This is a genomic window from Nonomuraea sp. NPDC052634, from assembly GCF_040678535.1.
GTDB lineage: Bacteria > Actinomycetota > Actinomycetes > Streptosporangiales > Streptosporangiaceae > Nonomuraea > Nonomuraea fastidiosa.
The window spans coordinates 1,250,922-1,276,097 of the sequence record NZ_JBFATY010000001.1 but is presented as its reverse complement, the minus strand read 5'-3'; the positions used below and the strand labels follow the sequence as shown (position 1 = coordinate 1,276,097).

Below are 25,176 nucleotides of genomic sequence, written 5' to 3'. Positions count from 1 at the left end.
AACGCCCCCGGCTCCCGGATCAATCCACCGGGTCGCCCGGGACGCCCTCGTAGTAGGCCAGCACCCGCTCGGCGAGCCCGGCGTCCAGGCGCAGCTTCGTGCCGTCCACCTCGCCGACCGGCATCACGCCCCACGAGTTGCACAGGAACACCAGGTCGAAGTCCGCCAGGTCGGGCACCCGCAGCGGGCGGCGCTCCTGCGGCACCTCCATCCGCTCAAGCAGCCGCATGGTGATGCCGTGCAGCTTCGGCGCGTCCGGCCAGATCAGCCGGCCGCCGGCGAAGCCGCCCAGGTTCGTGATCGCGCCCTCGCTGATCAGGCCGTCCTCGGTGGTCAGCAGCGCCTCGTCGAAGCCGGCACGGTTCACCGTACGCAGGATGTGCGGCTGCTGGAAGCCCGACGCCTGCTTGATGTGCGCCAGGTAGCGCTGGTAGACGACCGGGGTGACGCGCAGCGGGCCGGGCAGCGGCGGATGCGGCGGGGCCGTCGTGGCGATGACCCGCGGCCTGCCCGCCACCTCGACCTCGTGGACCCGTACGCTCGCGTCCTGCGCGTCGCCCAGCGCCGCCCGGATCGTGGCCAGCACCACCTCGCGGCCGGGACCGGCGCCGAACAGCTCCTTCCCGGCCTGCTCGAGACGGTCGAAGTGCAGCTCCAGGCCGCGCACCCGGCGGCCGGCGACCTGCATGGCGGTGAAGTGGCCGTAGCGGGCCTCCAGGCCGAGCAGCGCCTCGTCGCCGAGCGGCTCGCCCTCCATCGCGGCGCGCCGGACCATCGGCCCGCCCCCTTTCCGTTTCGCGATCACCGTACGGTGCACCACCGTACGGCCTCACTTCCGGTAGAGCGCGACCGCCCATGCCACCGGCCGGTTGGTGGCGGCTCCCCACAGCCCCACCCGCACCCGGACCTTCACCTTCTGCCCCTTGCGCACGGTGAACGCGTCCGCGCCCAGCGAGCGCGCACCGCACCCGGTGAGGGAGGGCGACTCGACGCCGTCGATCCAGTACTTGAACCACAGCCGATCGCCCAGGTCGCCCGAGCAGTCCCGCTCGATGGTGTAGCGGCCGGGAGCGGTGACCGTGGTCTCGTAGGACCCGTCGCCCGGCCACGTGCCGGTGAACCCCTTGATCCGCTTCGCGCCGTCGAGGCGGTCGGGCAGTGTGACGGGGCGCGGCTTGACGGGGCGCTCCGGCGGCGTCCAGTCGTAGACCGCCACCTTCCAGCGGCCCCCGCGCGGCCGCTCGGGCGTGCACGGCCCGTGCTCCGTCCTGCGCACGCAGGCGGGACCGGTCGTGTCGAAGGTGACCGTCACCTCTCCGGCGCCCGCGGGCACCTCCAGGGGGCGCAGCTGCATGCCGGGGCCCGCGCAGGCGATTCCGGGCGACTCCACCGGCCGCCCGTTCACGAGCACCTCAGGGGCGATCGCGAACGGATCCCTGCCGCACATGACGGCCGCCTCCAAAGGACGCCCGGTGCTCGTGACCGTGATCGTCGTCTTCTCGCCCCGGGCGTCCACCGTGGCCTCCTCCAGCCGCCGGTACGCCGTGCCGTCGGGCGAGACGTAGTACGCGGGCAGCTCAGCCCCGCCGTCGTCGACCCGCGGCACGGACGCCGCGTCCCGCCCGCCCGGCTGGAGCGCGCCCGTGACCGCCACCGAGGCGAGCACGGTCACCGCGGTCGCGGCCCCCGCCAACGTCACCGTGGCGACCGTGCGCCGCCGCCTGACCCGCCGCACCCGCTCGCGGACCTGCTCGGACCGGTAGGGGTTCGCCGGCGCCGGACCCTCCGCCCGCTCGCGCAGGACGTCACGGAGATCCTCCACGCTCATCGGTATGACTCCTTCATGATCGACTCGTCCACGCGCAGCTTGGCCAGGGCCTTGGCGGTCTGGCTCTTGACCGTGCCCTCACCGCAGCCCAGCAGCCTGGCCACCTCGCTCACCGGCAGGTCCTCGTAGAAGCGCAGCACGATCACCGCGCGCTGCCTGGCGGGCAGGCGGCCCACCGCCCGCCACACCTCCTCGCGCCCTGAGTCGCCCCGGTCCTCGACGGGCTGTTCGGGCAGGGCGTCGCTGGGCAGCTCCCTGCGCCAGCGCCGCCGCCACCAGGAGGTGTACGTGGTCACCAGCACCTTGCGCACGTACGCCTCGGGCTCGTCGATGCCCGGCCAGGCGAACCACGCCTTGGCCAGCGACTCCTGCAGCAGGTCCTCGGCGACGCCCCAGTCCCGGGTCAGCAGGTACGCGGTACGTAACAGCCGATCCGTGCGTGATGCCACGAAATCATCGAATATCGCCCTGTCTGCCACCTTGATATGCCTTCCGCCGCCCTTGCCGGTCGCCGGTACAGACGCATCGTCCGCCGACCCGGGTTGCCCGGGAAACGCGGACGGCTCAGGTGAGTTCTGCGCGGGCCGCCCGGAGGCGTGGAGGGCTCATGTGGAGTCGGCGCGGGCCACCTGGAGGCGTGGAGGGCTCACGTGGAGTCGGCGCGGCCTGAGGCGCGGACGGCTCAGGTGGATTCGGCGCGCAGCACGGTGTACGGGGCCAGCTCGCCGAGCCCGCGCACCGACAGCCGGTTCACCTCGCGCAGCCGGAACGCGCGATCGCCCTCCAGCTCCTCGGCGACCTGCGGGTCGGCGAGGATGCTGCCGGGCAGCGCCAGCGCGGTCAGCCTGCTGGCGAGGTTGACGGTGGTGCCGAACACGTCGCCCATGCGCCAGATGACCGGCCCCGACGCCAGGCCCACCCGCAGCTCGGGCATGTCGCGGCCGCGCGCGTGCGTCTCCACCAGCTTCAGCGCGATCTCGGCCGCGACGTGCGCCTTCTCGGAGACGAACAGCACCGAGTCGCCCAGCGTCTTGACCACCCGGCCGCCGGTGGACGTCACGATGTCGGCCGAGCGCCCCTCGAACCTGTCGATGAGTTTCGCCAGCTCGGCGGCGGTGATCTGCCGGCTCAGCCGGGTGAAGGCCACCAGGTCGGCGAAGCCGACCGCCAGGCGTACGGCGCTCATGTCCTGCTCGGCGATGCGCCCCGCGGCGGCGGCGAGCTGGCGCTGCCAGGCGTAGACGAGCAGGCGCGCGAGGTCGGGCACCACCCGCTCGGCCCGCCGCCGCCACGCCCTGGGCCGCTCGGCCAGCGGCACGCCCGCCCGGTCCAGCGCCTCCGCGCCCAGCTCGGCCTGGGACTCGGCGAGCCGAGCCGTGGCCTGGCCGAGCGCGCGGGCCGTCAGCAGCACATGCTCCTCGTCGTAGACGCCGGAGGTGACCATGCCCAGCAGCGTCTTGAGCGCCTCGACGTCGGAATCGGTGAACTCGATCGCGTCGTCGGGCACGTTGGGGAACCCGAGGGCACGCCAAAAGCGCCGCGCGCGATAGACCGGCACGCCCGCCATCTCGGCGACCTGGTGACTGGTGTATCGGCGCGGCTCGCGCAGAAAAGCCTCAGTCAGCCGGTCCCGGTCCACGCGCGCCACCTGGGCAAGATAACACCCTTGTGGGCCAGATCACTCCAGGAGTGCTCGCAGGGCGCTTGTCTCGCTTTCCTTTACATAAGGTGCGTAGTAGTCGTACATCGCCCTGCGTGACAGGCGGGCCGCCAGCGGGCCGTCGCCCGCCCTGATGGCCTCGATGACCTCCTCATGGTGCTGGATGCTGCGCCGCATCAGCGCCTGCCGGTCGTCGGCGGCGTCGATGCGGGCGGAGATCTGCCGCAGCACGATCTGGCGTACCACGTCGGTGCAGATCTGAATGAGCTTGTTGCCGCTCGCGGCGACCACCGCGTCGTGGAAGGCCACATCGGCCCGGCCGAACGCCTCGGTGTCGGCCGCGCCCGGCTCCGTGCCCGCCGCCGCGCGCATCGCCTCCACCGCCTTGTTCATCTCGGCGAGCTGCTCCTCGGTGCGCAGCCGCGCCGCCAGCAGGATCGCCGCGGAGTCGAGCACCATCCTGAACTGCACCAGCTCGCCCAGCGACAGCTGCTCCACGCGGGCCAGCGTGGTCATCGACTTGTGCAGCGCGGCGGGTGAGAACGGCAGCACCTCCGCGCCATGGGGGTCGCCGGGCCGCGAACGCACCAGCCCGCGGGCCTGCAGCACGCGCAGCGCCTCGCGTACGGTGGAGCGGCCGACCGCGAGCTGCACCATCAGCTCGCGCTCGCTGGGCAGCCGCTCGCCCGGGGACAGGGCGCCGCTCTCGATCGCCTCTTCGATCTGCTCGACGACCCGCTCGTAGGCGCGCACCGCGCGTACGGGCTCAAAGCGCGGACCACCCAATGTAAGCCCCCTTGACCCGAGCCGTCTTGAACTGGCAATGTGCGTAGCCTACTGGTCAGACCAGTGCACTAGCCAGGAGGCTGTAAGACATGAGGCGAATCGGGATCTGGCTCGCCGCGGGCGGCCTCCTGCTGGCCACCGCCGCGTGTGGCGGAGGCGGTGGCGGCGGCGGTGACACAGGGGGCTCTGCGGCCCAGTCGCTGTCGGTCGGGTTCGTGGCCGAGCCGGCCAACCTCGACTTCACCTCCACCGAGGGCGCCGCCATCCCGCAGGCGCTGCTCGTCAACGTCTACGAGGGACTGGTCAAGCTCGACCAGGACGGCAAGATCGTGCCGCTGCTCGCCGAGAAGTGGGACGTCTCCGACGACCGCAAGACTTACACCTTCACCCTCCGCAAGGGCGTGAAGTTCTCCAGCGGCGCGCCGTTCACCGCCGACGACGTCGTCTTCTCGCTCGACCGCGTCAAGACCGACTGGAAACTCAAGATCAAGTCGCAGCTCGACGTGATCGACGACGTGGAGAAGAAGGACGACAGCACCGCCGTCGTCACGCTCAAGCGGCCGAGCAACGGCTTCCTCTACGCCATGGCCACCAGGCTCGGCGCGATGTTCAGCCGCACCGGCGTGGACGACCTGGCCAACAAGCCCGTCGGCACCGGCCCGTACGTGCTGGGCGCCTGGCGGCGCGGCGACTCCATCAGGCTCGACGCCAACCCCTCCTACTGGGGCACCAAGCCGGCCCTGTCGTCCATCACCTTGAAGTACTTCAAGGACGCCACGGCGATGAACAACGCGCTGCTGACCGGCGGCATCGACGTCATCTCCAGCGTGCAGGCGCCCGAGTCGCTGCAGCAGTTCGCCGACCCCAACCGGTTCGAGACCGTCGAGGGCACCACCAACGGCGAGGTCGTGCTGTCGATGAACAACGGCCGGCCGCCGTTCGACGACAAGAAGGTCAGGCAGGCCGTCCGGCACGCCATCGACCACAAGGCGCTGCTCGACACCGCCTGGGCCGGGCGCGGCCAGCTCATCGGCTCGATGGTGCCGCCCACCGACCCCTGGTACGAGGACCGCACCGGCGACTACCCGTACGACCCGGCCAAGGCCAAGCAGCTCCTGGGCGGCAAGACGTACAACGTCAAGATGCGCATCCCCAACCTGCCGTACGCGGTCAGCAGCGCGCAGGTCGTCAAGTCGCAGCTCGCCCAGGTCGGCATCAACGCCGAGATCGAGCCGCTGGAGTTCCCCGCGCGCTGGCTCGACCAGGTGTTCACCAAGGGCGACTACGACCTGTCGATCATCAATCACGTCGAACCCCGCGACATGGGCATATTTGCCGACAAGTCGTACTACTTCCGGTACGACAATCCGGAGTTCGGCAAGCTGCTCGCCTCCGCCGACGAGGGCACCGAGCAGCAGCAGATCGACGACCTCAAGAAGGCCGCCAAGCTGCTGTCCGACGACGCCGCCGCGGACTTCCTCTTCCTCTTCCCCAACCTGATCGTGGCGAAGAAGGGCGTCACCGGGCTGCCGAAGAACGCCATCTCCGAGTCCTTCGACTTCACCGCACTCTCCCGGCAACAGTGACGCTCTACCTGCTCAAACGCCTGGCGGTGCTCATCGCGAGCACCGCCGCGGCCGCCGTGGTGGTCTTCGCGTTCATGGCGCTGCTGCCCGGCGACCCCGCCGAGATCGCGCTCGGTGTCAACGCCACCCCCGAGGCGGTCGCCGAGCTGCGCCGCCAGTTCGGCACCGACCGGCCGCCGCTCACCCAGTTCCTCGACTGGGCGGGCGGCCTGCTCCAAGGGGACTTCGGCATCTCGTACGTGACCAGCTCGCCCATCGGCCCGCAGATCTCCGACCGGCTCGGCGTCACCGCCGTGCTCGTGCTCGGCGGCATGGTCGTGGCGCTGGTGCTGGCGGTGCCCGCCGGCACGTTCGCCGCCGTGCACCACCGCAACCCGCTCGGCGCCGCCATCAGCGCGTTCAGCCAGGTCGGCATCGCCGTCCCCGCGTTCCTCGCCGGCATCCTGCTGGTGTTCGTCTTCGCGGTGCAGGCGCAGGCGCTGCCGTCCGGCGGCTACGTGCCGATCTCGGAGAGCCCGGGAGAGTGGCTGCGGAGCCTGCTGCTGCCGTGGCTGTCGCTCGGCCTCGTCCAGGGTGCCGTGCTCACCCGGTACGTGCGCAGCGCCGTGCTCGACGTCATGCGCGAGGACTACCTGCGCACCGCCAGGGCCAAGGGCCGCGGCGCCACCGGAGCGCTGTGGCGGCACGGCCTGCGCAACGCCTCCATCCCCGTCGTCACCGTGCTCGGCCTGCAGCTCGCCACGCTGCTCATCGGCGCGGTCGTCGTCGAACGCGTCTTCGTCATCCCCGGGCTCGGCGACCTGCTGCTCAACGGGGTCGCCGGGCGCGACCTGCTGCTCGTCCAAGGCGTGGTGATGGTGCTGGTGGCCGCCGTCCTGCTGATCAACTTCGTGGTGGACGTCGCCTACCACCTGCTCGATCCGAGGCTGCGATGAGAGGCAGGCTGAACGCCGGGCTCCTGGTCGGCGGCACGCTCGTCGGGCTCGTCACGCTCGCCGCGCTCGTGTCGTTCTTCTGGACCCCGCACGACCCGACCCTCGTCGACGCCGCGCAGAAGCTGCGCGAGCCCGGCGGCGGCTACCTGCTGGGCGCCGACAAGTTCGGCCGCGACACCTTCAGCCAGCTCATGGTGGGCGCCCGCACCACCCTGTACGTCGGCATCGTCGCGGTCGGCATCGCCGCCGCGCTCGGCATCCCGCTCGGCATGATCGCCGGGATGACGCCCCGCGGCTGGCTGTCGGAGCTCATCATGCGGGTCAACGACCTCGTCTTCGCCTTCCCCGCGCTGCTGCTCGCCGTCATGCTGGGCGCCGTCTACGGCCCCGGCACGCTCACCGCGATGATCGCGATCGGCGTGGCCACGGTCCCGGCGTTCGCCCGGGTGGCCCGCGCCGCCACGCTCCAGGTCATGGTGACCGACTACGTGCTGGCCGCCAGGGCGGCGGGCCGCCGCAGGCCCGCCATCGCGCTGCGCCACGTGCTGCCCAACATCGGCTCCGTGCTCATCGTGCAGGCGTCGGTGTCGTTCGCCATCGCGATCCTCGCCGAGGCGGCGCTGTCGTTCCTCGGCTTCGGCACCCGGCCGCCCACCCCGTCGTGGGGGCGCATGCTGCAGGAGTCGCAGGAGCTGCTGTTCTCCACCCCGCGCCTGGCCCTGTGGCCCGGCCTCGCCATCGCACTCGCCGTGCTCGGCTTCAACCTGCTCGGCGACGGCCTGCGCGACTTCCTCGACCCCAAGCTCAGGAGGATCCGTGCTGAGCGTTGATGGGCTCACCGTCCGCACCGGCGACGTCGAGCTCGTCCACGACGTGTCGTTCGGCATCGCGCCCGGCGAACGGGTCGGGCTGATCGGCGAGTCCGGGTCCGGCAAGTCGCTGACCGCGCTGTCGCTCATGGGCCTGCTGCCCGAGGGCGTCACCGCCTCGGGCAGGGCGAGGCTCGGCGAGCACGACCTGGTGGGCGTGCCCGAGAGCCGGCTCAAGCGGCTGCGCGGGCGCGAGCTGTCCATGGTCTTCCAGGAGCCCATGACCGCGCTCAACCCGCTCATGCGGATCGGCGCCCAGGTCGCCGAGGTCATGACGCTGCACGGCAGGCCGCGCGACGAGGCCCGCGCGCGGGCGGTCGAGCTGCTGGACAAGGTGCGCCTGCCCGAGCCCGCCCAGATCGCCCGCTCGTACCCGCACCAGCTCTCCGGCGGCCAGCGCCAGCGCGTCATGCTCGCCATCGCCCTGGCCAACGACCCCTCGCTGCTCATCTGCGACGAGCCCACCACGGCGCTCGACGTCACCGTGCAGAAGCAGATGCTGGAGCTGATCGCCGAGGTCGCGCCCGCCCTGCTGTTCATCACCCACGACCTCGCCGTCGTCGCCTCCGTCTGCGAGCGCGTCATCGTCATGTACGGCGGCCGCGTCGTCGAGTCGGGCCCGCTGCGCGAGGTCTTCGCCCGGCCCCGCCACCGCTACACGCAGGGCCTGCTGGCCGCCTCCAAGCTCACCCCGCGCGGCACCCGCCTGCCCACCATCGCGGGCAGCGTGCCGCCAGCCGGGCGCTTCCCCGCCGGCTGCGTGTTCAGAAACCGCTGCCCGCACGCCACCCCCCAGTGCGAGACGGCGCCGGACCTCACGGGCGACGGCCACGCGTACGCGTGCTGGCACCCCGCAGAAGAGCACGCGGACGACCCCGCGGCAGACCCCGCACAAGACCGCGCGGACCACTGACGGGAGAGCGACATGCCAGGCACCCCGCTGATCGAGGTCACCGGCCTCACCCGCGTCTACCGCCGCCCCCGCACCTCGCTGACCAGGCCCGGCGCGGAAGTGCGCGCGCTGCGCGACGTCTCCCTGACCGTGCACCGCGGCGAGCGCTTCGGCATCGTCGGCGAGTCCGGCTCCGGCAAGTCCACCCTGCTGCGCCTGCTGTGCGGCCTCGACCGGCCCACCTCGGGCAGCATCCGCTTCGACGGGCGGGAGATCACCGGCCTGCCCGAGCGCAGGCTGCGCTTCCTGCGCGAGAACCTCCAGATCGTCTTCCAGGACCCGCTCAGCTCGCTCGACCCGCGCATGCGCGTCCGCGACCTCATCGCCGAGCCGCTCGTCGCGCTCGGCCTGCCCGTGGACGACCGGGTCACCGAGCTGCTGGAGGCCGTCGGGCTGCCCGCCGACGCGGCCGAGCGCTACCCGCACCAGTTCTCCGGCGGGCAGCGCCAGCGCATCGCCATCGCCCGCGCGCTCGCGCCCAGGCCCGCGGTGCTGGTCGCCGACGAGCCGGTCAGCGCGCTGGACGTCTCCGTGCGCGGGCAGATACTCAACCTGCTCACCGACCTCGCCGACGAGCTGGGGCTCACGCTCGTGTTCGTCTCGCACGACCTGTCGGTGGTGCGGCACGTGTGCGAGACCGTGGCGGTCATGCGGCAGGGAGAGATCGTCGAGACCGGGCCCGTGGACGACGTCTGGGCCGCGCCCGCCCACCCGTACACGCGGGCGCTGCTGGAGGCCGTACCGACGCTGGAGGGATGGACATGATCGAGGTCGACGCCGACGGAGTGGTGGAGTTCACGCAGGCGCTGGTACGCATCCCCAGCACCAACGACCCGGCGAAGGGCCGCTCGGAGCAGCCCGCCGCCGACCTGGTCGCGGCCAAGATGCGCGAGTGGGGCTGGGACCCCGTCGTGTACGAGGCCGCGCCCGGCCGCCCCAACGTGGTCGCCGTGGTCGAGGGCGGCGGAGGGCCGGGCCCGACGCTGATGTTCGAGGGGCACACCGACGTCGTCACCGAAGGCGACCTGTCCTCCTGGACCGTCGACCCGTTCGGCGGCGAGATCCGCGACGGGAAGCTGTGGGGCAGGGGCAGCGCCGACATGAAGTCCGGCCTGGCCGCCACCCTCTACGCCACCCGCGCGCTGCAGCTCGCTGGACCGTTCCCCGGCCGGATCAAGGTGTGCGCCCTGGCCGACGAAGAGGGCCTGATGATCGGCGCGCACCACTTCGTCTCCGAGGGCCTGGCCGCCGACGTGGACGGCGCCATCGTCGCCGAGCCGGAGGCGGGCGAGATCTGCGCCGTCGCCAAGGGCGCGCTGCGGCTGCGCGTGGACCTCACCGGCAAGATGGCGCACGGCGCGATGCCGCAGCACGGCCGCAACCCCATCCAGGCCGCGGGGCCGCTGCTCGTGGGGCTGCGCGCGCTGCAGGACGAGCTGCAGGCCCGCCACCCCGCCCACGAGCACCTCGGCGAGGTGTACGTCACCCCGACCGTGCTTCAGGCGGGCTCGCAGGAGCAGGTCAACGTCATCCCCGCCGTCGCCTCGGTCTTCGTGGACGTGCGCACCATCCCCGGCGTCGAGCACAAGGACATCGCCGACCGGGTCGCCGCGCTGGCCGCCTATGACGGGATCACCGCCGAGGTGAGCGTGCTGGTGGACCGGCCGCCGGTGGACGTGCCCGTGACCGATCCCGTGGTCGCCGCGCTCGCCGCCGCCCACCGTACGGTGACCGGCGAGGAGCCCGTCTACGGCGGCGTGCCGGGCAGCACCGACGGCACCGTGCTGACCCACTGGGGCGGCATCCCGTCCGTCGTGTACGGCCCCGGCGGCAAGTGGATCGCCCACCAGGCCGACGAGTACGTCGAGATCGACGACATCGTGCGCTGCACCCGCGTCTTCGCCGAGGCCGCCAGGCGCTTCCTCACCGGGGACCACTGATGCGGCCGGGACCGGCCAACTGCCTGTCCGACGTGGCCGGGCTGAGCGTCGGACACCACCAGCGCACCGACGGCGGCCACCGCACCGGCACCACCGTCGTGCTCTGCTCGGGGGACGGGGCGGTGGCCGGGGTGGACGTGCGCGGTGCCGCGCCGGGCACCAGGGAGACCGAGCTGCTCGACCCGCGCAACCTGGTCGAGCGGGTGCACGCCGTGGTGCTGACCGGCGGCAGCGCGTACGGGCTCGCGGCCGCGTGCGGCGTGGTGGACCGGCTGGCCGACGCCGGCATCGGCTATCCGGTGGCGGGCGGCGTGGTGCCGATCGTGCCCGCCGCCGTCATCTTCGACCTCGGCCGCGGCGGCGACTTCCGCGCCACCCCCGATCCCTCCTTCGGCGCCGCCGCCTACGACGCGGCCCTGGCCGGGGGCGTCCCGGGCCAGGGCAGCGTGGGCGCGGGCACCGGGGCCGTGGCGGGCGGGCTGGCCGGCGGAGCCGGGACGGCGAGCGCCGTGCTCGACGACGGCACGACCGTGGCCGCGCTGAGCGTGGTCAACGCGGCGGGCTCCGTACTCGACCCTCTCGACGGCACGCTCGCGGGGGTCCGCTACGGCCTGCCCGGCGAGTTCGGCCACCTCCAGGTCCCCGACCCCGTCGAGGTGGCCGCCTGGGCGCCCGTGCGGGCGCTGTCGTTCAACACGACGATCGGCGTCGTCGCCACCGACCGCACGCTCACCAAGGCCCAGTGCGGCAAGCTGGCCGCGGTCGCCCACGACGGCCTGGCCAGGGCGATCAGGCCCGCCCACACCATGACCGACGGCGACACCGTCTTCGGCCTGGCCACCTGCGCGGCCCCCGCCCCCGACCACGACGCCTTCCAGGACATGCTCGCGGCGGCGGCCGACGCGTTCAGCCGCGCCGTCGCGCACGCCGTCCTGGCCGCCACCGGCCGCGACGGAGCGCCCGCGTACCTCGACGTGTTCCCGAGCGCCAGGAGGCCGTCGTGAGCGGTGCGCGCCCCCCGCTCGAAGCGTCTCCCAGCGGTGCGGCGCGTGCATCCGCGCTCGGCACGTTCCCGAGCGCCGCCGCGCGTGCGCCCGCGCCCGGCGCGCCCCTGAGCGCCCCCATGCGCTCGCGGGGCCGCCGTCCGAGTCTCAACGTTGTTCCAACCCTGAGGAGGCGGTCATGAAGCAGGAGTGGCCCGGAGGGCTGCCCATCGGCGGCGGCTGGGTGGAGACCGCGGACACCACCGGCGTCATCTTCCCCTACGACGGCTCCACGGTGGCGGCCGCGCCGCTCGGCACGCCCGAGCTGGCGGCGCGCGCCCTGAACGCCGCGCTGGACGTCGCCCCGGAGATGGCGGCGCTGCCCTCGCACGCCCGCCGCGCCGCGCTGACCGGCGCCCGCGACGCCCTGCGCGAGCGGCGCGATGACGTCGAGCGGCTGCTGGTGCTGGAGACCGGCAAGCCGCTGGTGGACTGCCGGGTGGAGGTGGACAGGACGCTCGTGACGCTGGAGACCGCCGCCGAGGAGGTCGCCCGGATGCACGGCGAGACCGTGCCGCTCGACCTGCTGCCGTCCGGCGAGGGCCTGGTCGGGTTCTGGACGCGCCGCCCCATCGGCGTCGTCGTCGGCATCACCGGCTTCAACTATCCGCTGCTTCTTGCCGCCCACAAGATCGCCCCGGCGGTCGCGGCGGGCTGCCCCGTGATCGTCAAGCCGGCTCCCGCCACCCCGCTCGCCACGCTCTGGCTGGTGCACCTGCTCAGGGAGGCGGGCCTGCCCCCGGCCGGCGTGCAGCTCGTCACCGGCGACGTGGAGGTGGGCCGGCGGCTGGTGGAGGACCGGCGGATCGGCGCGGTCTCCTTCACCGGCTCGGCCGCCGCCGGCCACGCCATCGCCCGCTCGGCCGCCCCCACGAAGGTGCTGCTCGAACTCGGCTCGAACGCGGCGCTCGTCGTGGCCGCCGACGCCGACATCGAGGCCGCGGCCGACGCGGTCGTCAGAGGCGGCTACTACGCCTCCGGCCAGGCGTGCATCTCCGTGCAGCGGGTGCTGGTCGAGGAGAGCGTGGCGGAGCCGTTCACGGCGCTGCTCGCCGCGAAGGTCAAGGGCGTCACCGTCGGCGACCCGCGCCTGCCCGGGACCCGCGTCGCGCCGCTCATCGACCCCGCCGCCACCGACCGCGTCCTCGACTGGATCGCCGCCTCCGGGGCCGAGGTGGTCACCGGCGGGCACCGCGAGGGGCGGGCCATCGCGCCGACCGTGCTGTCCGGGGTGCCGGACGGCGCCGCCGCCTGGGAGGAGGAGATCTTCGGGCCCGTCGTGTGCGTGCGCCCCGTGCCCTCGCTGGACGCCGCGTTCGACGTCGTCAACGCCTCACGGTACGGCCTGCACGCCGCCGTCTTCACCCGCTCGCTGGCCACGGCGTTCGCCGCCATCGACCGCATCGAGGCCGGGGGAGTGGTGGTTAACGAGGTGCCGGGGTTCCGTGCGGACAACATGCCGTACGGGGGCGTCAAGGACTCCGGTGCGGGGCGTGAGGGGCCCAGGTTCGCCATCGAGGAGCTGACCGTCACCCGCATGGCCATCATCCGGCCGTAGCAGCGAGCACCCGGCCTCCCGCGCGGCCGACGGCGGGGAGGCCGGGGGAGCGGTCAGTTGGGCGGGTCGAAGCGGCCGTCCACGGCGGTCCAGCCGCCGTCCACGTACAGGACGGAGCCCGTCACGAAGCTGGCCGCGTCGCTCGCGAGGTACACCACCGCGCCCGCCATCTCCTCGGGCGCGGCCCACCGGCCGAGCGCGCTCTTGGCGGCGTAGGCGTCGTACCAGGCGGGGTTGTCCTTGATCTGCCGGGTCAGCGGGGTCTCCACGACGCCGGGCGCGATGGCGTTGACCCGCACGCCGCTCGGCCCGAACTCGGCCGCCGCCGTCCGCAGCAGCTGCACCAGGCCGGCCTTGGTCGCCGAGTAGACGCCCTGGCCCGGCTCGGTGACGGAGGCGCGGATGGAGGCGAAGCCGATGATCGATCCGCGTCCCCGCTCGACCATGCCGGCTCCGAAGGCGCGTACGACGTCGAAGGAGGCCCGCAGGTTGAGGTTCACCACGCGGTCGAACTCCTCGCCGGAGTAGTCGAGCAGCCGCTTGCGCACGTTCGTGGCCGCGGTGAACACCAGCACGTCCGCCGGCTCCTCGGCGGCGAGCGCCCGCACCGCATCGCCGTCGAGCACGTCGAGCAGCCGGGCGCTGCCGCCGCACCCTTCGGCGGTCTCGGTGGCGGTGGCGAGGTCGCGGTCGGCGCAGATCACGTGAGCGCCGTGGGCGGACAGCGCCAGCGCCGCCTCCCTGCCGATGCCGCTTCCGGCGCCGATCACCACGGCCCGCCGCCCGTCCAGGCGGAACAACGTGTCATATTTCATACGACGCACCTTAGCCGCATGCCGATGTGATCAAAGGGGCAGGTGAGGCGGGCGACGCTCGGCATCCGGTCGGCTCCCGCGACGGTTCAGCATCCGGTCAGCTCCCGCGACAGGGCGCGCAGCCGGGCCCGCGCCTCCGGATCGTACGCCTGCTCCAGCGCCCGAGCGGGCCGCAGCCCGTCGTAGAAGCGCCCGGACACCTCGTCCAGCTCCGGGTCCGTGACGAGCCGCGAGGTGGCCTCCACGCCCTCGCGCAGCTCGCTCAGCGGCGCCGCCGTCACCATCTTGGTCGGCATGTACGTCGCCGGGTGCAGCGCGTTGGCCGTCACCCCGGTGCCCGCCAGCTCCTCGGCCAGATCGACGGTGAACATGATCTGGGCCAGCTTGCTCTGCGTGTAGGCCCGGCCACCGCTGTAGCCCTTGAGCAGCATCACGTCGTCGAAGTCGATGGGCGACTGCCCGAGGCTGCTGACGTTGACGATCATCGCGGGCGCCGCCGCCTTCAGCACCGGCAGCAGCAGCCGGGTCAGCAGATATCCGGACAGGTAGTTGACCGCGAACCGCAGCTCGTGGCCGTCGGCGCTCTCCTGCCGCGCCGGGCCGCCGGGCACCGTGGCGCCGATGCCGGCGTTGTTGACCAGCGTGTCGAGCCCTCCGTGCGCGGCGGCGACCGCGGCGGCCAGCTCGCGTACCTCGGCGAGCGAGGCCAGGTCGGCGCGGTACCAGTGCAGCCGGGCTTCGGGCACGCGGGCGCGGATCTCCGCCATCGTGGCCCGCCCGCGCTCGTCGTCGCGGCCGTGCAGCAGGACGGTAGCGCCGCGCTCCGCCAGGTCGGCGGCCAGCGCGCGGCCGAGCCCGTCGGTCGCGCCCGTGACGAGGATCGTGCGCTGCTCCATGGGGCGCATGGCTGCCTCCTGATCGTCCGTGCGGTTCCGACGCTATCGCGCCGTGCCGCGTACGGACGCCGCGCCCTCAAGAGCGCCGTGCGACGCGCCCTCACCGGGCTCACGCGACGCGCCCCTACGGGCTCGTGTGGCTCTCCCCTCATCAAGGGCCCGCGCGACCTCGCCGTCGGAGGGCGGCGGGCCGCGCGACCTCCTTCAGACCTCTTCAGAAGCTCCTCAGAAGCTCCTCAGGAGCCTTCTGGCGGCCTCCCGGGCCCCCTGGTCAGTCCTGCCTCTCGGCCGGGACGATGACGGCGTCGGGCCCGGGGAAGACGAACTGCTCGTGGCCGTCGGGGAAGCGCACGACGTAGGGCGGCGCGCCCTCCGGCCCCCGGACCTCGATGATCTCGCCCTCCCTGTCGCCCTGGCCGACGACATTGCCGTGGATGACCAGCTTGTCACCGGTCTTCGCATGCATGGCGGGCTCCTCTCAGCCGGACACTTCGTCAACGTTGAGGTGCGCTACTTCCACCTACTTCCACCTTGCAACATGCCGTCCGTCCCGCAAAGCGGCGGCCCGGTGACACGGACGTCAGGACCGTGTGACGAGAGCGTGCGTGAGCCGCAGCGGCGCGGGCGGCGGCAGCGGTGCGGCGTTCCCGGCGCGGAACGCCTGCAGCATGTACGCCACCAGCCGCCGCGACGCGACCGCCGCCGGCTCGCCCGCCATCGCGGCGACCCCGCAGTTGGCCTGCAGCAGTACGACCAGGTCGGCGACGGCGAAGTCGGCGCGCAGCCGCCCGGCGGCCTTGGCCCTGCGCACGACCTCGGCCAGGCCCTGCTCGGCCCGCCGCCGCATGCGCTCGAAGTCGATCGCCTCGGGGAAGGCCGTCATGAACGCGGCGGTGAACCCCTTGTCGGCCACCTGCATCGCGCACACCTTCTCCACCAGCGTCTGGAACGCGTGCCACGGGTCGGGGTCGGCCAGCGCCTCGTCCACCGCTCCCGCGCACTCGGCGACCTGGTCGGAGAACACCTCCGTCACCAGCGACTCGCGCGAGGGGAAGCGCCGGTAAAGCGTGGCGACGCCCACCTCGGCCCGCCGCGCGATGGCCGCCATCGGCACGTCGAGACCGCGCGTCGCGAACGCCTCCCTGGCCGCGTCGAGTATCCGATCCCGATTGTGCCGGGCGTCCGCCCGCAGCTCCCGGCGATCGGCGATGTGAGAGCGATGACCAGGCATGTTTCTCACATTAGCGTAAGTGGATGGCGTCATCCGTTTAGCTGTCAGAGACACCCGAAGCGAAAGGGAATGAGCACAGTGAACGAGATGCGCGCGGTCCTGTTCGACCGGTACGGCCCGCCCGACGTGCTGTACGTCGGCACGCTCCCGAAGCCGGTCCCCGGCCCCGGCGAGGTGCTGGTGCGCGTGCACGCGGGCAGCGTCAACGGCGGCGACCTGCACGGCAGGGCGGGCGAGGTGCGCCTGGTGACGGACGTGAAGCCGCGCGGCTGGCCGAAGCCGCTCGGGCTGGACTTCGCCGGCGAGGTCGCCGGGCTGGGTCCCGGTGTCACCGGCCCGAAGGAGGGCGACCGGGTGTGGGGCGTGCTCGGCAGGACGTTCGGCAGCCTCGCCGAGTACATCGCCGTGCGCCCCGGCGTCATCGCCCTGATGCCGTCCGGGCTGGATCATGTGCAGGCGGCGGCCCTGCCCGTGGGGGCGGTGGCGATCACCGCGCTGCGCGACAAGGCCCGGCTGCGCCCCGGCGAGCGGCTGCTCGTCCGCGGCGGCAGCGGCGGCGTCGGGCACCTCGCCGTACAGCTCGGCAGGGCGTACGGGGCACACGTCACCGCGCTCGCCGGGGCCCGCACGCTGGACTTCGTCCGCGACCTCGGCGCGCACGAGGCGTACGACTACGCGACCACGGACCCATCCGAGCTGGGCCGCTTCGACGTGATCCTCGACACCGTCGGCGCCGATCAGCCGGCCTACCACCGCCTGCTCGCGCCGGGCGGGCGCATGGTGGCGATCGCGTTCGACCTGCGCCGCCCCGTCTCCTCGCTGGCCTTCATCGCCGCGTCGGCCCGCCACGGACGCTCCCGCGTGCGCTTCTTCAGCGGGAAGCCCTCACACGGGCTGCTCACCGACCTGGCCCGCCACGTCGAGAAGGGCGAGCTGCGGCCGGCCGTGGACCGGGTGTTCCCGCTCGACGAGGCGGCCGCCGCGCACCGGGCGCTGGAGGCGGGCGGCGTACGCGGCAAGATCGTCATAAGAGTGGCCTGAACTCGCCCGTATCCCCTGACCTGCGGCGAAACCCGACAGCACGGAAAAATTGGAGTCCCATGTCCGGAGGAGTTTGACGCCCTGTGAGGAAATGTGGTCATCTCGTGACCAATGTTTCTGAAGGGATGAACCGAGACTAGGTCGGGGGAAACGCTCAATGCCGCACGCCCTCCTGCGCGTGCTCGTTTCGACGACGATCGCGGGCACGGCCCTGACGGCCGTGCCACCTGCGGCCCAGGCGGGAACCGTGCCGACGCCGGCCCAGGCCGGAACCGTGCCGACGCCGGCCCAGGCCGGACCCGGGACGACGCCGGCCCAGGCCGGACCCGGGACGACACCGGCCCAGGCCGGACCGCAGACCCCGGCGCAGGTGCGGGCCAGGCCCACGGCGGTGCGCGCCACGCCCGTACCGGCCATGGAGGAGCCGCCTCCCGCCGTCGTCACCGTCGCGCGCCGGCCCTCGCTCGCCCTGCGGCCGGTCGGAGACCAGCGGGTGGGGCCGGGCGCGCCGGAGGTGACCACGCCCGCGGGCCCCGGCCTGGCCGGCCAGATCACTTCGGGCGCCGCCGCCGTGCAGGAGCAGCAGGGGTACGGCAGGGGAGTGCCCGACGCGGGGAACGTGCTGCCCGACACCTCGCGGGCCCGCCCGCTCGGGCTGGCCAAGGCGACCGAGCGGGCCGGCAAGGCGGTCGACGACCTCGGCAAGACGCTGGGCAAGGTCACCTCCAAGGTGCTGCCGAAGACCACCACGTCGCTGTCGGACTCGGCGGCCAAGACGGTCTCGGGGGTGACGTACCGGCTGTGCGTGGAGAGCGCCGACGTGCCGGTGTCCTGCTCGGCCCGCCGGCCCGTCGCCGTGCCGATGTACGCCGACGTCACCGGCGACGACAAGCCCGACCTGGTCGCCAACCTGGTGCCCGCCACCGAGCCGGGCAAGGGCGTGGCCGGCGTGACGTTCACCGTCAAGCGGCTGGGCAAGCGGAACCTCAAGGCGCAGGTCTGGGCCGAGTACGACGGCAAGGTCTCGGTCGGCTTCGACGGCCTGCGCCGCGGCTCCTCGCTGTCGGCCTCCGACAAGGGCACGTTCACCGTGGATCTGGCGGGCAAGCGGGTCAAGGCCGTCGTCCAGCGCAAGGAGCCCGGAGCGTCCGCCGCCCTGGTCGCCGGGCTGAAGGGCCGCAACTCCGTCAGCCTCCGCCAGACCCCGGCCACCTCGCAGCTGACCGTGAACGCCGCGCTCGGCGAGCCCTCGCTCGACGTCGCCGCCTCCGCTCCCGCCCGGCTGGAAGCGCTCGCCGTGACCGGCCGCCGCTTCACCCACGCCGTGCTCGACCGCATGGGCCCCCGCGCCCAGGTCCGCGTCTCCGGCGGCAAGATCACCTTCACCAGCCCCACCTCCGTGGGCCGGGCCGAGCTGGACGACCTCTCCTACCGCGACGGCCGCCTGTCGCGCGTCATCCGCGTCGACATGGACCGGGTGCCGCCCTCCTTCACCGCCCGCTACCGCTCGGCGAACAAGAAGCAGACGCTCTCGGCCGCCACCGCCAAGGGCGGCGCCGGCCGCTCCGACATCGTCTTCTACGACCGCGCCGCCGGGCAGACCGTGATCAAGGCGCGGCTCAGCGCCGTGCCCGCCCGGGTCAACGTGGTCAACGACATGGCCGCGCACCGCGTCACGCACAGCTCCAGCGCGCCCATCAAGGACTTCGCCGTGGTGCTGCAGCGCGGCGGCGGCGCGATCTCCACCCCGCGCGGCGACCACGTCACCATGATCAAGGACGGCGCCGCGATCGGGGTGTCCGGCAGGCTGTCGGGGCTGCGCGGCTTCGACGTCACCTACGGGGCCACGCCGCACGCCCACCTCGACGCCGCGGCGGGCGGCGGGGCGTTCCTGGGCGCGGCGAGCATCGACCGCACCCATCTCGCCCGCCTGGAGCTGTCCAACACGCCCGCCACCGTGGACGTCACCCTCGACCCCGCCGCGCGCAAGGCCGTCTACCGGGCCGGCGGCGTGATCGGCACGATGCGGGCCGCGTACGCGAACGTCAAGTCCGGCCCCACCGTGGACGGCACCGTGCTCGGCGTACGCGACAACGTGGAGGCGTCATGGGCGCTCGGCGAACGCTCCACGGTCAAGGTCGAGTCGTCGGGCAAGGTGCGGTCGGTGCGGATTTATGCCAATAAAGCGCACGTGACGACGCCGTCCGGCGAGGACGTCCGCGCCGTCGTCGAAGGCGTGCGCAAGCGCGCGGAACTCGTCGCCGACACCAAGGCCCAGACCCTCACCTGGGACTCCGACGGACCGGTGTCGAAGGTGACCGCGCTGGCCAGGGTGAAGCTGGGCGACCGGTACGCCAGGGCCGCGGCCCAGGTCACCGGCGTGCCCGCCAAGTTCGACGCCTCGTGGGCGGCCGGGTCGTACCGCTTCCGCGGGCTGTCCGGCCCGGTAGGGTCGGCGGAGCTCGCCTTCACCAACCACGACCGCGCCACCTCGCCCGCGGGCCCGCACCTCGCCGCGCACTACGACCGGGCCAGCGGCGACCTCGACGCCAGCGTACGGGTCGAGAAGCTGAAGCAGGTCGAGCTCACCCCGTCCCCGCAGGGCCTCACCGCCGGCCTGGACGCCGCAGGACGCCGCATCACCGTGGACGCCGACATCCGGCAGGGCGACGACCGCTTCGGCCTCGCCGGCACCGTCGGTCCCGTGCCCGGCCGCTTCTCGGTCGCCTCCGAGGGAGGCAAGCTCACCTACACCGGCTCCCCGCTCGATGTGCAGGCCCGCGCCTGGCTCGGCAAGGCCGCCGCGCTCAGCCGCATGCGCGCCGCGCCCGCCGTGTCCGGCGGCGTGTCGCTGGTGGACGGCGCCTGCACGCCCGGACGCCCGGGCTGCGCGCAGGGGGCCTTCTGCGTGGCCCAGCGCGGCTGCTTCGGCCTGCAGGGCTACCTCGACGTCAGCGGCCTGCCCGAGCAGGTGACGGTGGACCTCGGCGGCAAGACGTTCGCCTTCTCCGGCTTCCGTCCCAAGAACCGCTCCCTCGACGTCTACCTCGCCAGCAGCGTGCTGTCGCCGGTGCCCGTCAAGGCCAGGGCCAAGCTGGCCGGGCTGCCCGAGAAGATCACCGGCATGTCGCTCGGGCCGATCTCGGTGTCGCAGGGCAACGCGGTGCAGGCCGCGTACAAGATCGAGCCCGCCGCCACGCTCGGCGCGCTGTCGGTGCGGGCCGAGGCCGCAGGGCTGCGCGGCCGGCTCGCCATCGACCCGGTGCCCGCCTCCATGGCCTTCCAGGGCACGTACGGGGCCAAGACCCGCATCAGGGTCACCAACTCCGCGCCCGTCAAGCACCTCAGCGCCAAGGTCACGCTGCCCGGCAAGGGCACCGGCGAGCTGCGCTTCTCCGACGTGCCCGCGGTCTTCGGCGTGGACGCCGACGCCTCGGCGGCCGGGCTGAGCGTGCCCGCCGTCACGTACAAGGCGGTCGGGGGCGTCAACACGCTCGACGGGCGGCTCAGCGTCGAGGGCGGCCTGGTGGACCCGTCGGGGCGGCTCGGCGACGTCGCGTTCTCCGTGCGCGACCTGGCCGCCGACACGACCATCAGGCTCAACCCCGACCAGTCGCTCGACCTGGTCTCCAAGCCGGTGCCCACAGGACGCATCACCGTACGCGGCGGGCTGCGCATCGACGGCATGCCCGCGCAGAAACTCGCCGTGGACAAGGAGGTCCCCCACACCGGCGGCTTCCTCACCTATCACGTCGGCGGCAGGTTCGGGCTGCGCAAGAGCTCGGTCGAGCAGGTCACGTTCACCATCTCCCGCATGTCGTGGCTGCGGCTGCGGCCCGGCAAGATCCCGTTCGGGCTCAAGGCGCCCGCCGCGATCGGGTACGTCGCACCCGGCTTCGAAGGGTCGTACGGCACCGTCAAGATCGCCGCCAAGGGCGTGGACCTGCGGCCGGACGTCAAGCTGGACATCAAACTGAGCCGCGAGATCGGCGCCGACGTCTTCCGCCAGTCGGTCCGCATCGGCCGCACCACCTCGCTCGCCCTGCGCCGCTACGACCAGCGCATGCGGCGCATCGGGGCCAAGCAGCAGATCAAGGCCGCCGGCATCAGCCTCGCCTGCGTGACCGTGGACGCCAAGCCGGGCTTCGCGGCCGGCGGCGGCGCCGCCAACAGGATCACGCTGCGCGGCGCGGACGGGCCCCAGATGGTGTCGCTGCTCGACCCGGGCGGTCAGGTGCCCGACTACGCGGTGGACCTGCTCACGCACTTCATGAGCCCGTTCCCGGGCGCGGAGTGGAAGGTGGCCGGGCTGGACGCCGGGTCCTGCGGGCCCGGCAAGAACGGCAAGCCCGCCGGGCGCGGCGACGACCGCTGAGTTCTCGTCCATAATGTCGGATCAAGTCACGCCCGCCGCCCGCGGCCGTGACGACCGCCCGACAGGAGAGGAACGCATGACCGCCCCCGCCCCGCGCAGCCCGCACCAGCGCAAGCAGGACACCCTGCACCGGCTCGAACACGACGTGGACGCCTGGGTGGCCACCGCGAGCGCCGACGGGACGCCGTACATGGTGCCGCTGTCATTCCTCTGGGACGGCGAGTCGCTGATCGTCGCCACCACCGCCGCCAGCCCCACGGGGCGCAATCTGCTGGCCAACGGCAAGGTCCGGGTCGGCATCGGGCTGGTGCGCGACGTGGTGCTCGTCGAGGGCACCGCACGCGCCACGCCGGCCGGTGAGCTGCCCGCCGAGGCCGGCGACGCGTTCGCGGCCAAGGCCGGGTTCGACCCGCGTAAGGAGCCCGAGTCGTACTACTACTTCCACATCACGCCGCTCCGCATCCAGGCGTGGCGTGAGGCGAACGAGCTGGCGGGCCGCACGCTGATGCGCGACGGCCGCTGGACCGTCGACTGACCTTCCGCTGCCTTGCCGGAGGTCAGGACGGGAGGGTGACGGCCAGCGCCGTATGGCGCTTGCGGAGGACGAGCGGCCCTGAGACGTCCGTACCGGCCGGATAGGCGTCGATGCGCAGACCGGCCGGCTGCGGGCGTCCTGCGCCCGTCCAGGCCCGCACATGGGCGGCCAGCTCGCGGGCGAGCCGCTCACCGTCCGGCCCGTGGCCGCGCACGACGGGATCGCCGTGCAGGGGGAGGAGCGCGAGGCCGCCGGGCTCTGCGATCCCGGCGCTGAAACCGTGGCCGGCGCCCATGACCGTGCACCAGCGCGGCTCGTGCAGCGCAAGCCACATCGGCACGCCCGTACGGTGCCCCGCATCCCACGGGCCGCCGTCCTGCGGCGTATCGGGATCGCTCAGGAGGCCGTCCAGGGAGAGCTCGGCAGCGGTGTCGCCGAGCGCCGCCGCCACATCGCCGAGCTCGCGCGGCTCCGGCAGCGACATCACCACGTACGGATCCCGGCTCACGACCTCGGTCACCTCGGTGCCCGAGAGCGGCCCGCGCATCCGCATGAAACCGCACGGCAGCACCGACCGGCTCGTCCAGCGGCCGCCGTCGCGCTCCAGAGCCACCGACAGCTGCAGGCCGTTGACGTCGAGCGGCACCACCAGCCGCCCGCCGGGCGCGAGCTGCTCCGTCCAGGCGGGCGCGAGGTCCCAGACGCCCACGGTGGCGATCAGCCGGTCGTACGGGGCCCGCTCGGGGTGGCCTTCGGCGCCGTCCCCGCACACCACCTCGACCTGCGGCAGCCCGGCCTCGTTCAGATGGGCGCGCGCCTCGGCCGTGATATCGGCGTCGATGTCGAGACAGACCACCAGGCCGCCGGGCTCCGCCAGCCGGGCCAGCAGCGCCGCGTTGTAGCCGGTGCCCGCCCCGATCTCCAGCACCCGGTGCCCCGGCTGCACGTCGAGCTGGTCGAGCATGGCGGCCATGATCGTGGGCTGCGACGAGGAGCTGGTCGGCCGGCCCGCGTCGTCGCGCCGGGTGACGATCGGCTCGTCGCGGTAGGCCTCCTCCGGCGGGACGTGCGGCACGAAGAGGTGGCGCGGCACCGCGCGCATGGCCGCCGCGACCCGCTCGCCCACCTCCTGCTGCTCTGTGAGCTTCGCCACCATGGATTCCCGCAAGCCGGTCAGATCCATGCGGTCATTGTCCACCGCGACCGGAAGGGCGCGTAAAGAAAACCGTCGGAGAGGGTTGAGCGGCGATCCAGAGGGAAGGGCAGCCAATTCATGTACGTCGAACGTGAGGAGGAGCCGTAGTGCTCACCCTGACAGCCAACGCAGCCCAGGCCATCCGCGATCTCACAGCGGCGGCGCCCGAACCCTCCCAGAGCGGGATCCGCATCTCGGCCCAGGGAGAGGGCGCCGGCTCGCTCACCCTGACCCTGGCCACCGCCCCCGAACCGGCGGACGCGGTGGTCGAGTCCGAAGGGGCACGCGTCTACCTCGACCCCGTGGCCGCGACCGTGCTCGAAGACAAGTCCCTGGACGCCGGATCCGACGACCAGGGCAGCGTGTCGTTCCTGGTCACCGACAAGCCCGCCTGAGGCGGCCTCGCCGCGCCGGGGCGACACCGGCGCGGCGAGGTCCCCGGCACCGTCAGCCGTCGGAGAAGAGCTTGTGCAGGTAGCGCACCTGCTCCTCCGACTGGTAGCCGCCGCCGCCCTCGTGGTTGTTCCACGGCCAGACCGTGATCTCCTTCGGGCCCTGCCAGTGGTTGTAGGCGGCGAACACCGTGGACGGCGGGCAGATGTCGTCCATCAGCGCCACCGAGTACAGCGCCGGCACCGTGCCGCGGGCCGCGAAGTTCATTCCGTCGAAGTACGACAGCGTGCGGAACACCTGGTCGGCAGTGTCACGCCGGGTCGCCAGGAAGCGCACCAGCTCCTGGTACGGGTCGCGCGGCGTGATCTCCACCGCCCGCCGGAAGTGCGACAGGAACGGCACGTCGATCAGCGCCGCCTTCACGCCCTGGTGCAGCGCGGCCGTGGCCTGCGCGATCGCGCCGCCCTGGCTGCCGCCCGCCACCACGATCCGGCTCGCGTCCACCGAGGGATGCTGCGCCGCCGCGTCCACCGCCCGCACCGCGTCGGTGAACACCCGGCGGTAGTAGTACTCGGCGGGGTCGAGGATGCCGCGCGTCATCATGCCGGGCGCCTGCGAGTTCGAGCTGCCGTGCGGGTCGCCGGTGACGCCGGGGCTGTTGACGTTCGCGCCACCGTGGCCGCGCGTCTCCATCACGAACACCGCGTACCCGGCGGCCGGCCACAGCAGGTGATCCTTCGGGAAGCCGCGGCCACCGCTGTAGCCGATGTAGTGCACCACGCACGGGATCTGGCCCTCCGTGCCGTGCGGCAGCAGGAACCAGCCGTTGATGCGGTGCCCGCCCCACCCGGCGAACGACACGTCGAACACGTCCACGGTCTTGAAGGGCAGGTCGTACGGGACGTACTCGGCGGCCAGGTCGTGCTCCCTGGCCTCGGAGAGGGTCGCCGTCCAGAACGCGTCGAAGTCGGCGGGCTCGTCGCGGTCGGGGAGGTAGGTACGGAGCTGCTCCAGGGGCAGGTCGAACAGTGGCACTGTGGTTACTCCAGCTGTGTAGAGAGGTTCCTGCTATTTCATCCCAAACCGACGGAAAGCGCTATCACGCCTGCTTCATCCGCTCAAAGTGCGAAATATGGGTAGGCGCTGGGCCGTGAGCGAACATGTTATCGAGGTCCCCTCTTCGCACCTCCGCCCCGGTTTGGTGCTCGATGTGCCCGCCGGCACCCGCGACTTCCTCGTCCTCATCGGCGACACGGAGTCCCGCGCGCAGCTCCTCAACGACGAGACGGGCCGGCCGCTGCTCAGGGTGGGCGGCTATATGACGGCCGACGGGGCGGTGATCGACGAACGCGTGTGGACCGTCCGCGAATCCGTCCGCCACGGCAACCGCCTCCACCTCCACCTCGGCCCCTCCATCCCCTGACCGGGCCTGAAGACCCCCTGACCGGGCCTGAAGACGGAACCCGGCCTGGGCGGACGAGAAGCGGGCCGGTCGGAGCCGGAGGCAGGCCGGCCGGCCGGGCCTGACCGCGGCACCG

24 protein-coding genes are annotated in these 25,176 nt (G+C 73.0%); 13 read left to right on the top strand and 11 right to left on the bottom strand.

Annotated features, from left to right (window positions below; genetic code table 11):
- Window positions 1-19: 19 nt before the first annotated feature.
- The 5 genes from AB0K67_RS05900 to AB0K67_RS05880 all read right to left on the bottom strand — a co-directional run bounded on the left by AB0K67_RS05900 (window position 20) and on the right by AB0K67_RS05880 (window position 4,274).
- Window positions 20-775, bottom strand: a complete 756-nt coding sequence (locus AB0K67_RS05900) for an aminotransferase class IV (RefSeq protein ID WP_364053544.1) — start codon at window positions 773-775, stop codon at window positions 20-22.
- 54 nt (window positions 776-829) lie between these two features.
- Window positions 830-1,828, bottom strand: a complete 999-nt coding sequence (locus tag AB0K67_RS05895) for a hypothetical protein (protein ID WP_364053541.1) — start codon at window positions 1,826-1,828, stop codon at window positions 830-832.
- On the bottom strand, window positions 1,825-2,307 hold the full coding sequence (locus tag AB0K67_RS05890) for a SigE family RNA polymerase sigma factor (RefSeq protein WP_364053538.1): 483 nt from the start codon (window positions 2,305-2,307) through the stop codon (window positions 1,825-1,827). Before AB0K67_RS05890 ends, AB0K67_RS05895 begins: the two co-directional genes overlap by 4 nt.
- A gap of 203 nt (window positions 2,308-2,510) precedes the next feature.
- Window positions 2,511-3,476, bottom strand: coding sequence for an adenylate/guanylate cyclase domain-containing protein (locus tag AB0K67_RS05885; RefSeq protein ID WP_364053535.1), 966 nt, complete (start codon window positions 3,474-3,476; stop codon window positions 2,511-2,513).
- Window positions 3,477-3,506: 30 nt separating this feature from the next.
- A complete protein-coding gene (locus tag AB0K67_RS05880; RefSeq protein ID WP_364053532.1) occupies window positions 3,507-4,274 on the bottom strand; it encodes a FadR/GntR family transcriptional regulator in 768 nt (255 codons plus the stop codon).
- Between the two features lie 89 nt (window positions 4,275-4,363).
- Between AB0K67_RS05880 and AB0K67_RS05875 the strand changes: the two genes are divergently transcribed.
- From AB0K67_RS05875 to AB0K67_RS05840, 8 genes are all read left to right on the top strand, one after another.
- Window positions 4,364-5,860 carry an ABC transporter substrate-binding protein gene (locus tag AB0K67_RS05875; RefSeq protein WP_364053529.1) on the top strand — a complete coding sequence of 499 codons (1,497 nt, stop codon included), beginning with the start codon at window positions 4,364-4,366 and terminating at the stop codon, window positions 5,858-5,860.
- Entirely contained in the window at window positions 5,857-6,795 is a 939-nt protein-coding gene (locus AB0K67_RS05870; protein WP_364053526.1) for an ABC transporter permease, read from the top strand. The genes AB0K67_RS05875 and AB0K67_RS05870 overlap by 4 nt, the downstream gene beginning before the upstream one ends.
- Window positions 6,792-7,625: an ABC transporter permease gene (locus AB0K67_RS05865; RefSeq protein ID WP_364053523.1), complete on the top strand. Its 834-nt coding sequence runs from the start codon at window positions 6,792-6,794 to the stop codon at window positions 7,623-7,625. Before AB0K67_RS05870 ends, AB0K67_RS05865 begins: the two co-directional genes overlap by 4 nt.
- The gene (locus AB0K67_RS05860) at window positions 7,612-8,577 is read left to right on the top strand and encodes an ABC transporter ATP-binding protein (protein ID WP_364053520.1); all 966 of its coding nucleotides are present in this window, start codon (window positions 7,612-7,614) and stop codon (window positions 8,575-8,577) included. Before AB0K67_RS05865 ends, AB0K67_RS05860 begins: the two co-directional genes overlap by 14 nt.
- Window positions 8,578-8,589: 12 nt before the next feature.
- Entirely contained in the window at window positions 8,590-9,381 is a 792-nt protein-coding gene (locus AB0K67_RS05855) for an ATP-binding cassette domain-containing protein (protein ID WP_364053517.1), read from the top strand.
- Window positions 9,372-10,556, top strand: coding sequence for a M20 family metallopeptidase (locus AB0K67_RS05850; protein ID WP_364053514.1), 1,185 nt, complete (start codon window positions 9,372-9,374; stop codon window positions 10,554-10,556). Before AB0K67_RS05855 ends, AB0K67_RS05850 begins: the two co-directional genes overlap by 10 nt.
- Window positions 10,556-11,560 (top strand): P1 family peptidase, encoded by a 1,005-nt coding sequence (locus AB0K67_RS05845; RefSeq protein ID WP_364053512.1) that lies wholly within the window; start codon window positions 10,556-10,558, stop codon window positions 11,558-11,560. Before AB0K67_RS05850 ends, AB0K67_RS05845 begins: the two co-directional genes overlap by 1 nt.
- A 178-nt stretch (window positions 11,561-11,738) precedes the next feature.
- The gene (locus tag AB0K67_RS05840; protein WP_364053510.1) at window positions 11,739-13,157 is read left to right on the top strand and encodes an aldehyde dehydrogenase family protein; all 1,419 of its coding nucleotides are present in this window, start codon (window positions 11,739-11,741) and stop codon (window positions 13,155-13,157) included.
- 53 nt (window positions 13,158-13,210) lie between these two features.
- Here AB0K67_RS05840 and AB0K67_RS05835 read toward each other — a convergent pair whose 3' ends face one another.
- The 4 genes from AB0K67_RS05835 to AB0K67_RS05820 all read right to left on the bottom strand — a co-directional run bounded on the left by AB0K67_RS05835 (window position 13,211) and on the right by AB0K67_RS05820 (window position 16,099).
- Window positions 13,211-13,972 (bottom strand): SDR family NAD(P)-dependent oxidoreductase, encoded by a 762-nt coding sequence (locus tag AB0K67_RS05835; protein WP_364053508.1) that lies wholly within the window; start codon window positions 13,970-13,972, stop codon window positions 13,211-13,213.
- 86 nt (window positions 13,973-14,058) lie between these two features.
- The gene (locus tag AB0K67_RS05830) at window positions 14,059-14,877 is read right to left on the bottom strand and encodes an SDR family NAD(P)-dependent oxidoreductase (protein ID WP_364053506.1); all 819 of its coding nucleotides are present in this window, start codon (window positions 14,875-14,877) and stop codon (window positions 14,059-14,061) included.
- A 262-nt stretch (window positions 14,878-15,139) separates the two neighbouring features.
- Window positions 15,140-15,334 (bottom strand): DUF1918 domain-containing protein, encoded by a 195-nt coding sequence (locus AB0K67_RS05825; protein ID WP_364053503.1) that lies wholly within the window; start codon window positions 15,332-15,334, stop codon window positions 15,140-15,142.
- A 114-nt stretch (window positions 15,335-15,448) separates the two neighbouring features.
- The gene (locus AB0K67_RS05820) at window positions 15,449-16,099 is read right to left on the bottom strand and encodes a helix-turn-helix domain-containing protein (RefSeq protein WP_364053500.1); all 651 of its coding nucleotides are present in this window, start codon (window positions 16,097-16,099) and stop codon (window positions 15,449-15,451) included.
- A gap of 87 nt (window positions 16,100-16,186) precedes the next feature.
- Between AB0K67_RS05820 and AB0K67_RS05815 the strand changes: the two genes are divergently transcribed.
- From AB0K67_RS05815 to AB0K67_RS05805, 3 genes are all read left to right on the top strand, one after another.
- Window positions 16,187-17,140, top strand: coding sequence for an NAD(P)-dependent alcohol dehydrogenase (locus AB0K67_RS05815; protein WP_364053497.1), 954 nt, complete (start codon window positions 16,187-16,189; stop codon window positions 17,138-17,140).
- A gap of 157 nt (window positions 17,141-17,297) precedes the next feature.
- The gene (locus AB0K67_RS05810; RefSeq protein WP_364053494.1) at window positions 17,298-21,515 is read left to right on the top strand and encodes a hypothetical protein; all 4,218 of its coding nucleotides are present in this window, start codon (window positions 17,298-17,300) and stop codon (window positions 21,513-21,515) included.
- 76 nt (window positions 21,516-21,591) lie between these two features.
- The gene (locus AB0K67_RS05805) at window positions 21,592-22,050 is read left to right on the top strand and encodes a pyridoxamine 5'-phosphate oxidase family protein (RefSeq protein WP_364053491.1); all 459 of its coding nucleotides are present in this window, start codon (window positions 21,592-21,594) and stop codon (window positions 22,048-22,050) included.
- 22 nt (window positions 22,051-22,072) lie between these two features.
- Here the strand turns inward: AB0K67_RS05805 and AB0K67_RS05800 are convergent, their stop codons facing one another.
- Window positions 22,073-23,233 carry a methyltransferase domain-containing protein gene (locus AB0K67_RS05800; RefSeq protein WP_364053488.1) on the bottom strand — a complete coding sequence of 387 codons (1,161 nt, stop codon included), beginning with the start codon at window positions 23,231-23,233 and terminating at the stop codon, window positions 22,073-22,075.
- A gap of 119 nt (window positions 23,234-23,352) precedes the next feature.
- Between AB0K67_RS05800 and AB0K67_RS05795 the strand changes: the two genes are divergently transcribed.
- Entirely contained in the window at window positions 23,353-23,640 is a 288-nt protein-coding gene (locus AB0K67_RS05795) for an iron-sulfur cluster biosynthesis family protein (RefSeq protein ID WP_364053485.1), read from the top strand.
- A 52-nt stretch (window positions 23,641-23,692) separates the two neighbouring features.
- Here the strand turns inward: AB0K67_RS05795 and AB0K67_RS05790 are convergent, their stop codons facing one another.
- A complete protein-coding gene (locus AB0K67_RS05790; protein WP_364053482.1) occupies window positions 23,693-24,673 on the bottom strand; it encodes an acetylxylan esterase in 981 nt (326 codons plus the stop codon).
- A 115-nt stretch (window positions 24,674-24,788) separates the two neighbouring features.
- On the opposite strand from AB0K67_RS05790, the gene AB0K67_RS05785 reads away from it, so the two are divergent.
- On the top strand, window positions 24,789-25,061 hold the full coding sequence (locus AB0K67_RS05785) for a hypothetical protein (protein WP_364053479.1): 273 nt from the start codon (window positions 24,789-24,791) through the stop codon (window positions 25,059-25,061).
- Window positions 25,062-25,176 lie beyond the last annotated feature (115 nt).

Bases quoted from the DNA above. Each gene is read 5' to 3' on its own strand.
- AB0K67_RS05900 (WP_364053544.1), bottom strand. From the start codon at position 775: ATGGTCCGGCGCGCCGCGATGGAGGGCGAGCCGCTCGGCGACGAGGCG.
- AB0K67_RS05895 (WP_364053541.1), bottom strand. From the start codon at position 1,828: ATGAGCGTGGAGGATCTCCGTGACGTCCTGCGCGAGCGGGCGGAGGGT.
- AB0K67_RS05875 (WP_364053529.1), top strand. From the start codon at position 4,364: ATGAGGCGAATCGGGATCTGGCTCGCCGCGGGCGGCCTCCTGCTGGCC.
- AB0K67_RS05865 (WP_364053523.1), top strand. From the start codon at position 6,792: ATGAGAGGCAGGCTGAACGCCGGGCTCCTGGTCGGCGGCACGCTCGTC.
- AB0K67_RS05855 (WP_364053517.1), top strand. From the start codon at position 8,590: ATGCCAGGCACCCCGCTGATCGAGGTCACCGGCCTCACCCGCGTCTAC.
- AB0K67_RS05850 (WP_364053514.1), top strand. From the start codon at position 9,372: ATGGACATGATCGAGGTCGACGCCGACGGAGTGGTGGAGTTCACGCAG.
- AB0K67_RS05845 (WP_364053512.1), top strand. From the start codon at position 10,556: ATGCGGCCGGGACCGGCCAACTGCCTGTCCGACGTGGCCGGGCTGAGC.
- AB0K67_RS05840 (WP_364053510.1), top strand. From the start codon at position 11,739: ATGAAGCAGGAGTGGCCCGGAGGGCTGCCCATCGGCGGCGGCTGGGTG.
- AB0K67_RS05835 (WP_364053508.1), bottom strand. From the start codon at position 13,972: ATGAAATATGACACGTTGTTCCGCCTGGACGGGCGGCGGGCCGTGGTG.
- AB0K67_RS05830 (WP_364053506.1), bottom strand. From the start codon at position 14,877: ATGCGCCCCATGGAGCAGCGCACGATCCTCGTCACGGGCGCGACCGAC.
- AB0K67_RS05825 (WP_364053503.1), bottom strand. From the start codon at position 15,334: ATGCATGCGAAGACCGGTGACAAGCTGGTCATCCACGGCAATGTCGTC.
- AB0K67_RS05820 (WP_364053500.1), bottom strand. From the start codon at position 16,099: ATGCCTGGTCATCGCTCTCACATCGCCGATCGCCGGGAGCTGCGGGCG.
- AB0K67_RS05815 (WP_364053497.1), top strand. From the start codon at position 16,187: ATGCGCGCGGTCCTGTTCGACCGGTACGGCCCGCCCGACGTGCTGTAC.
- AB0K67_RS05810 (WP_364053494.1), top strand. From the start codon at position 17,298: ATGCCGCACGCCCTCCTGCGCGTGCTCGTTTCGACGACGATCGCGGGC.
- AB0K67_RS05805 (WP_364053491.1), top strand. From the start codon at position 21,592: ATGACCGCCCCCGCCCCGCGCAGCCCGCACCAGCGCAAGCAGGACACC.
- AB0K67_RS05800 (WP_364053488.1), bottom strand. From the start codon at position 23,233: ATGGATCTGACCGGCTTGCGGGAATCCATGGTGGCGAAGCTCACAGAG.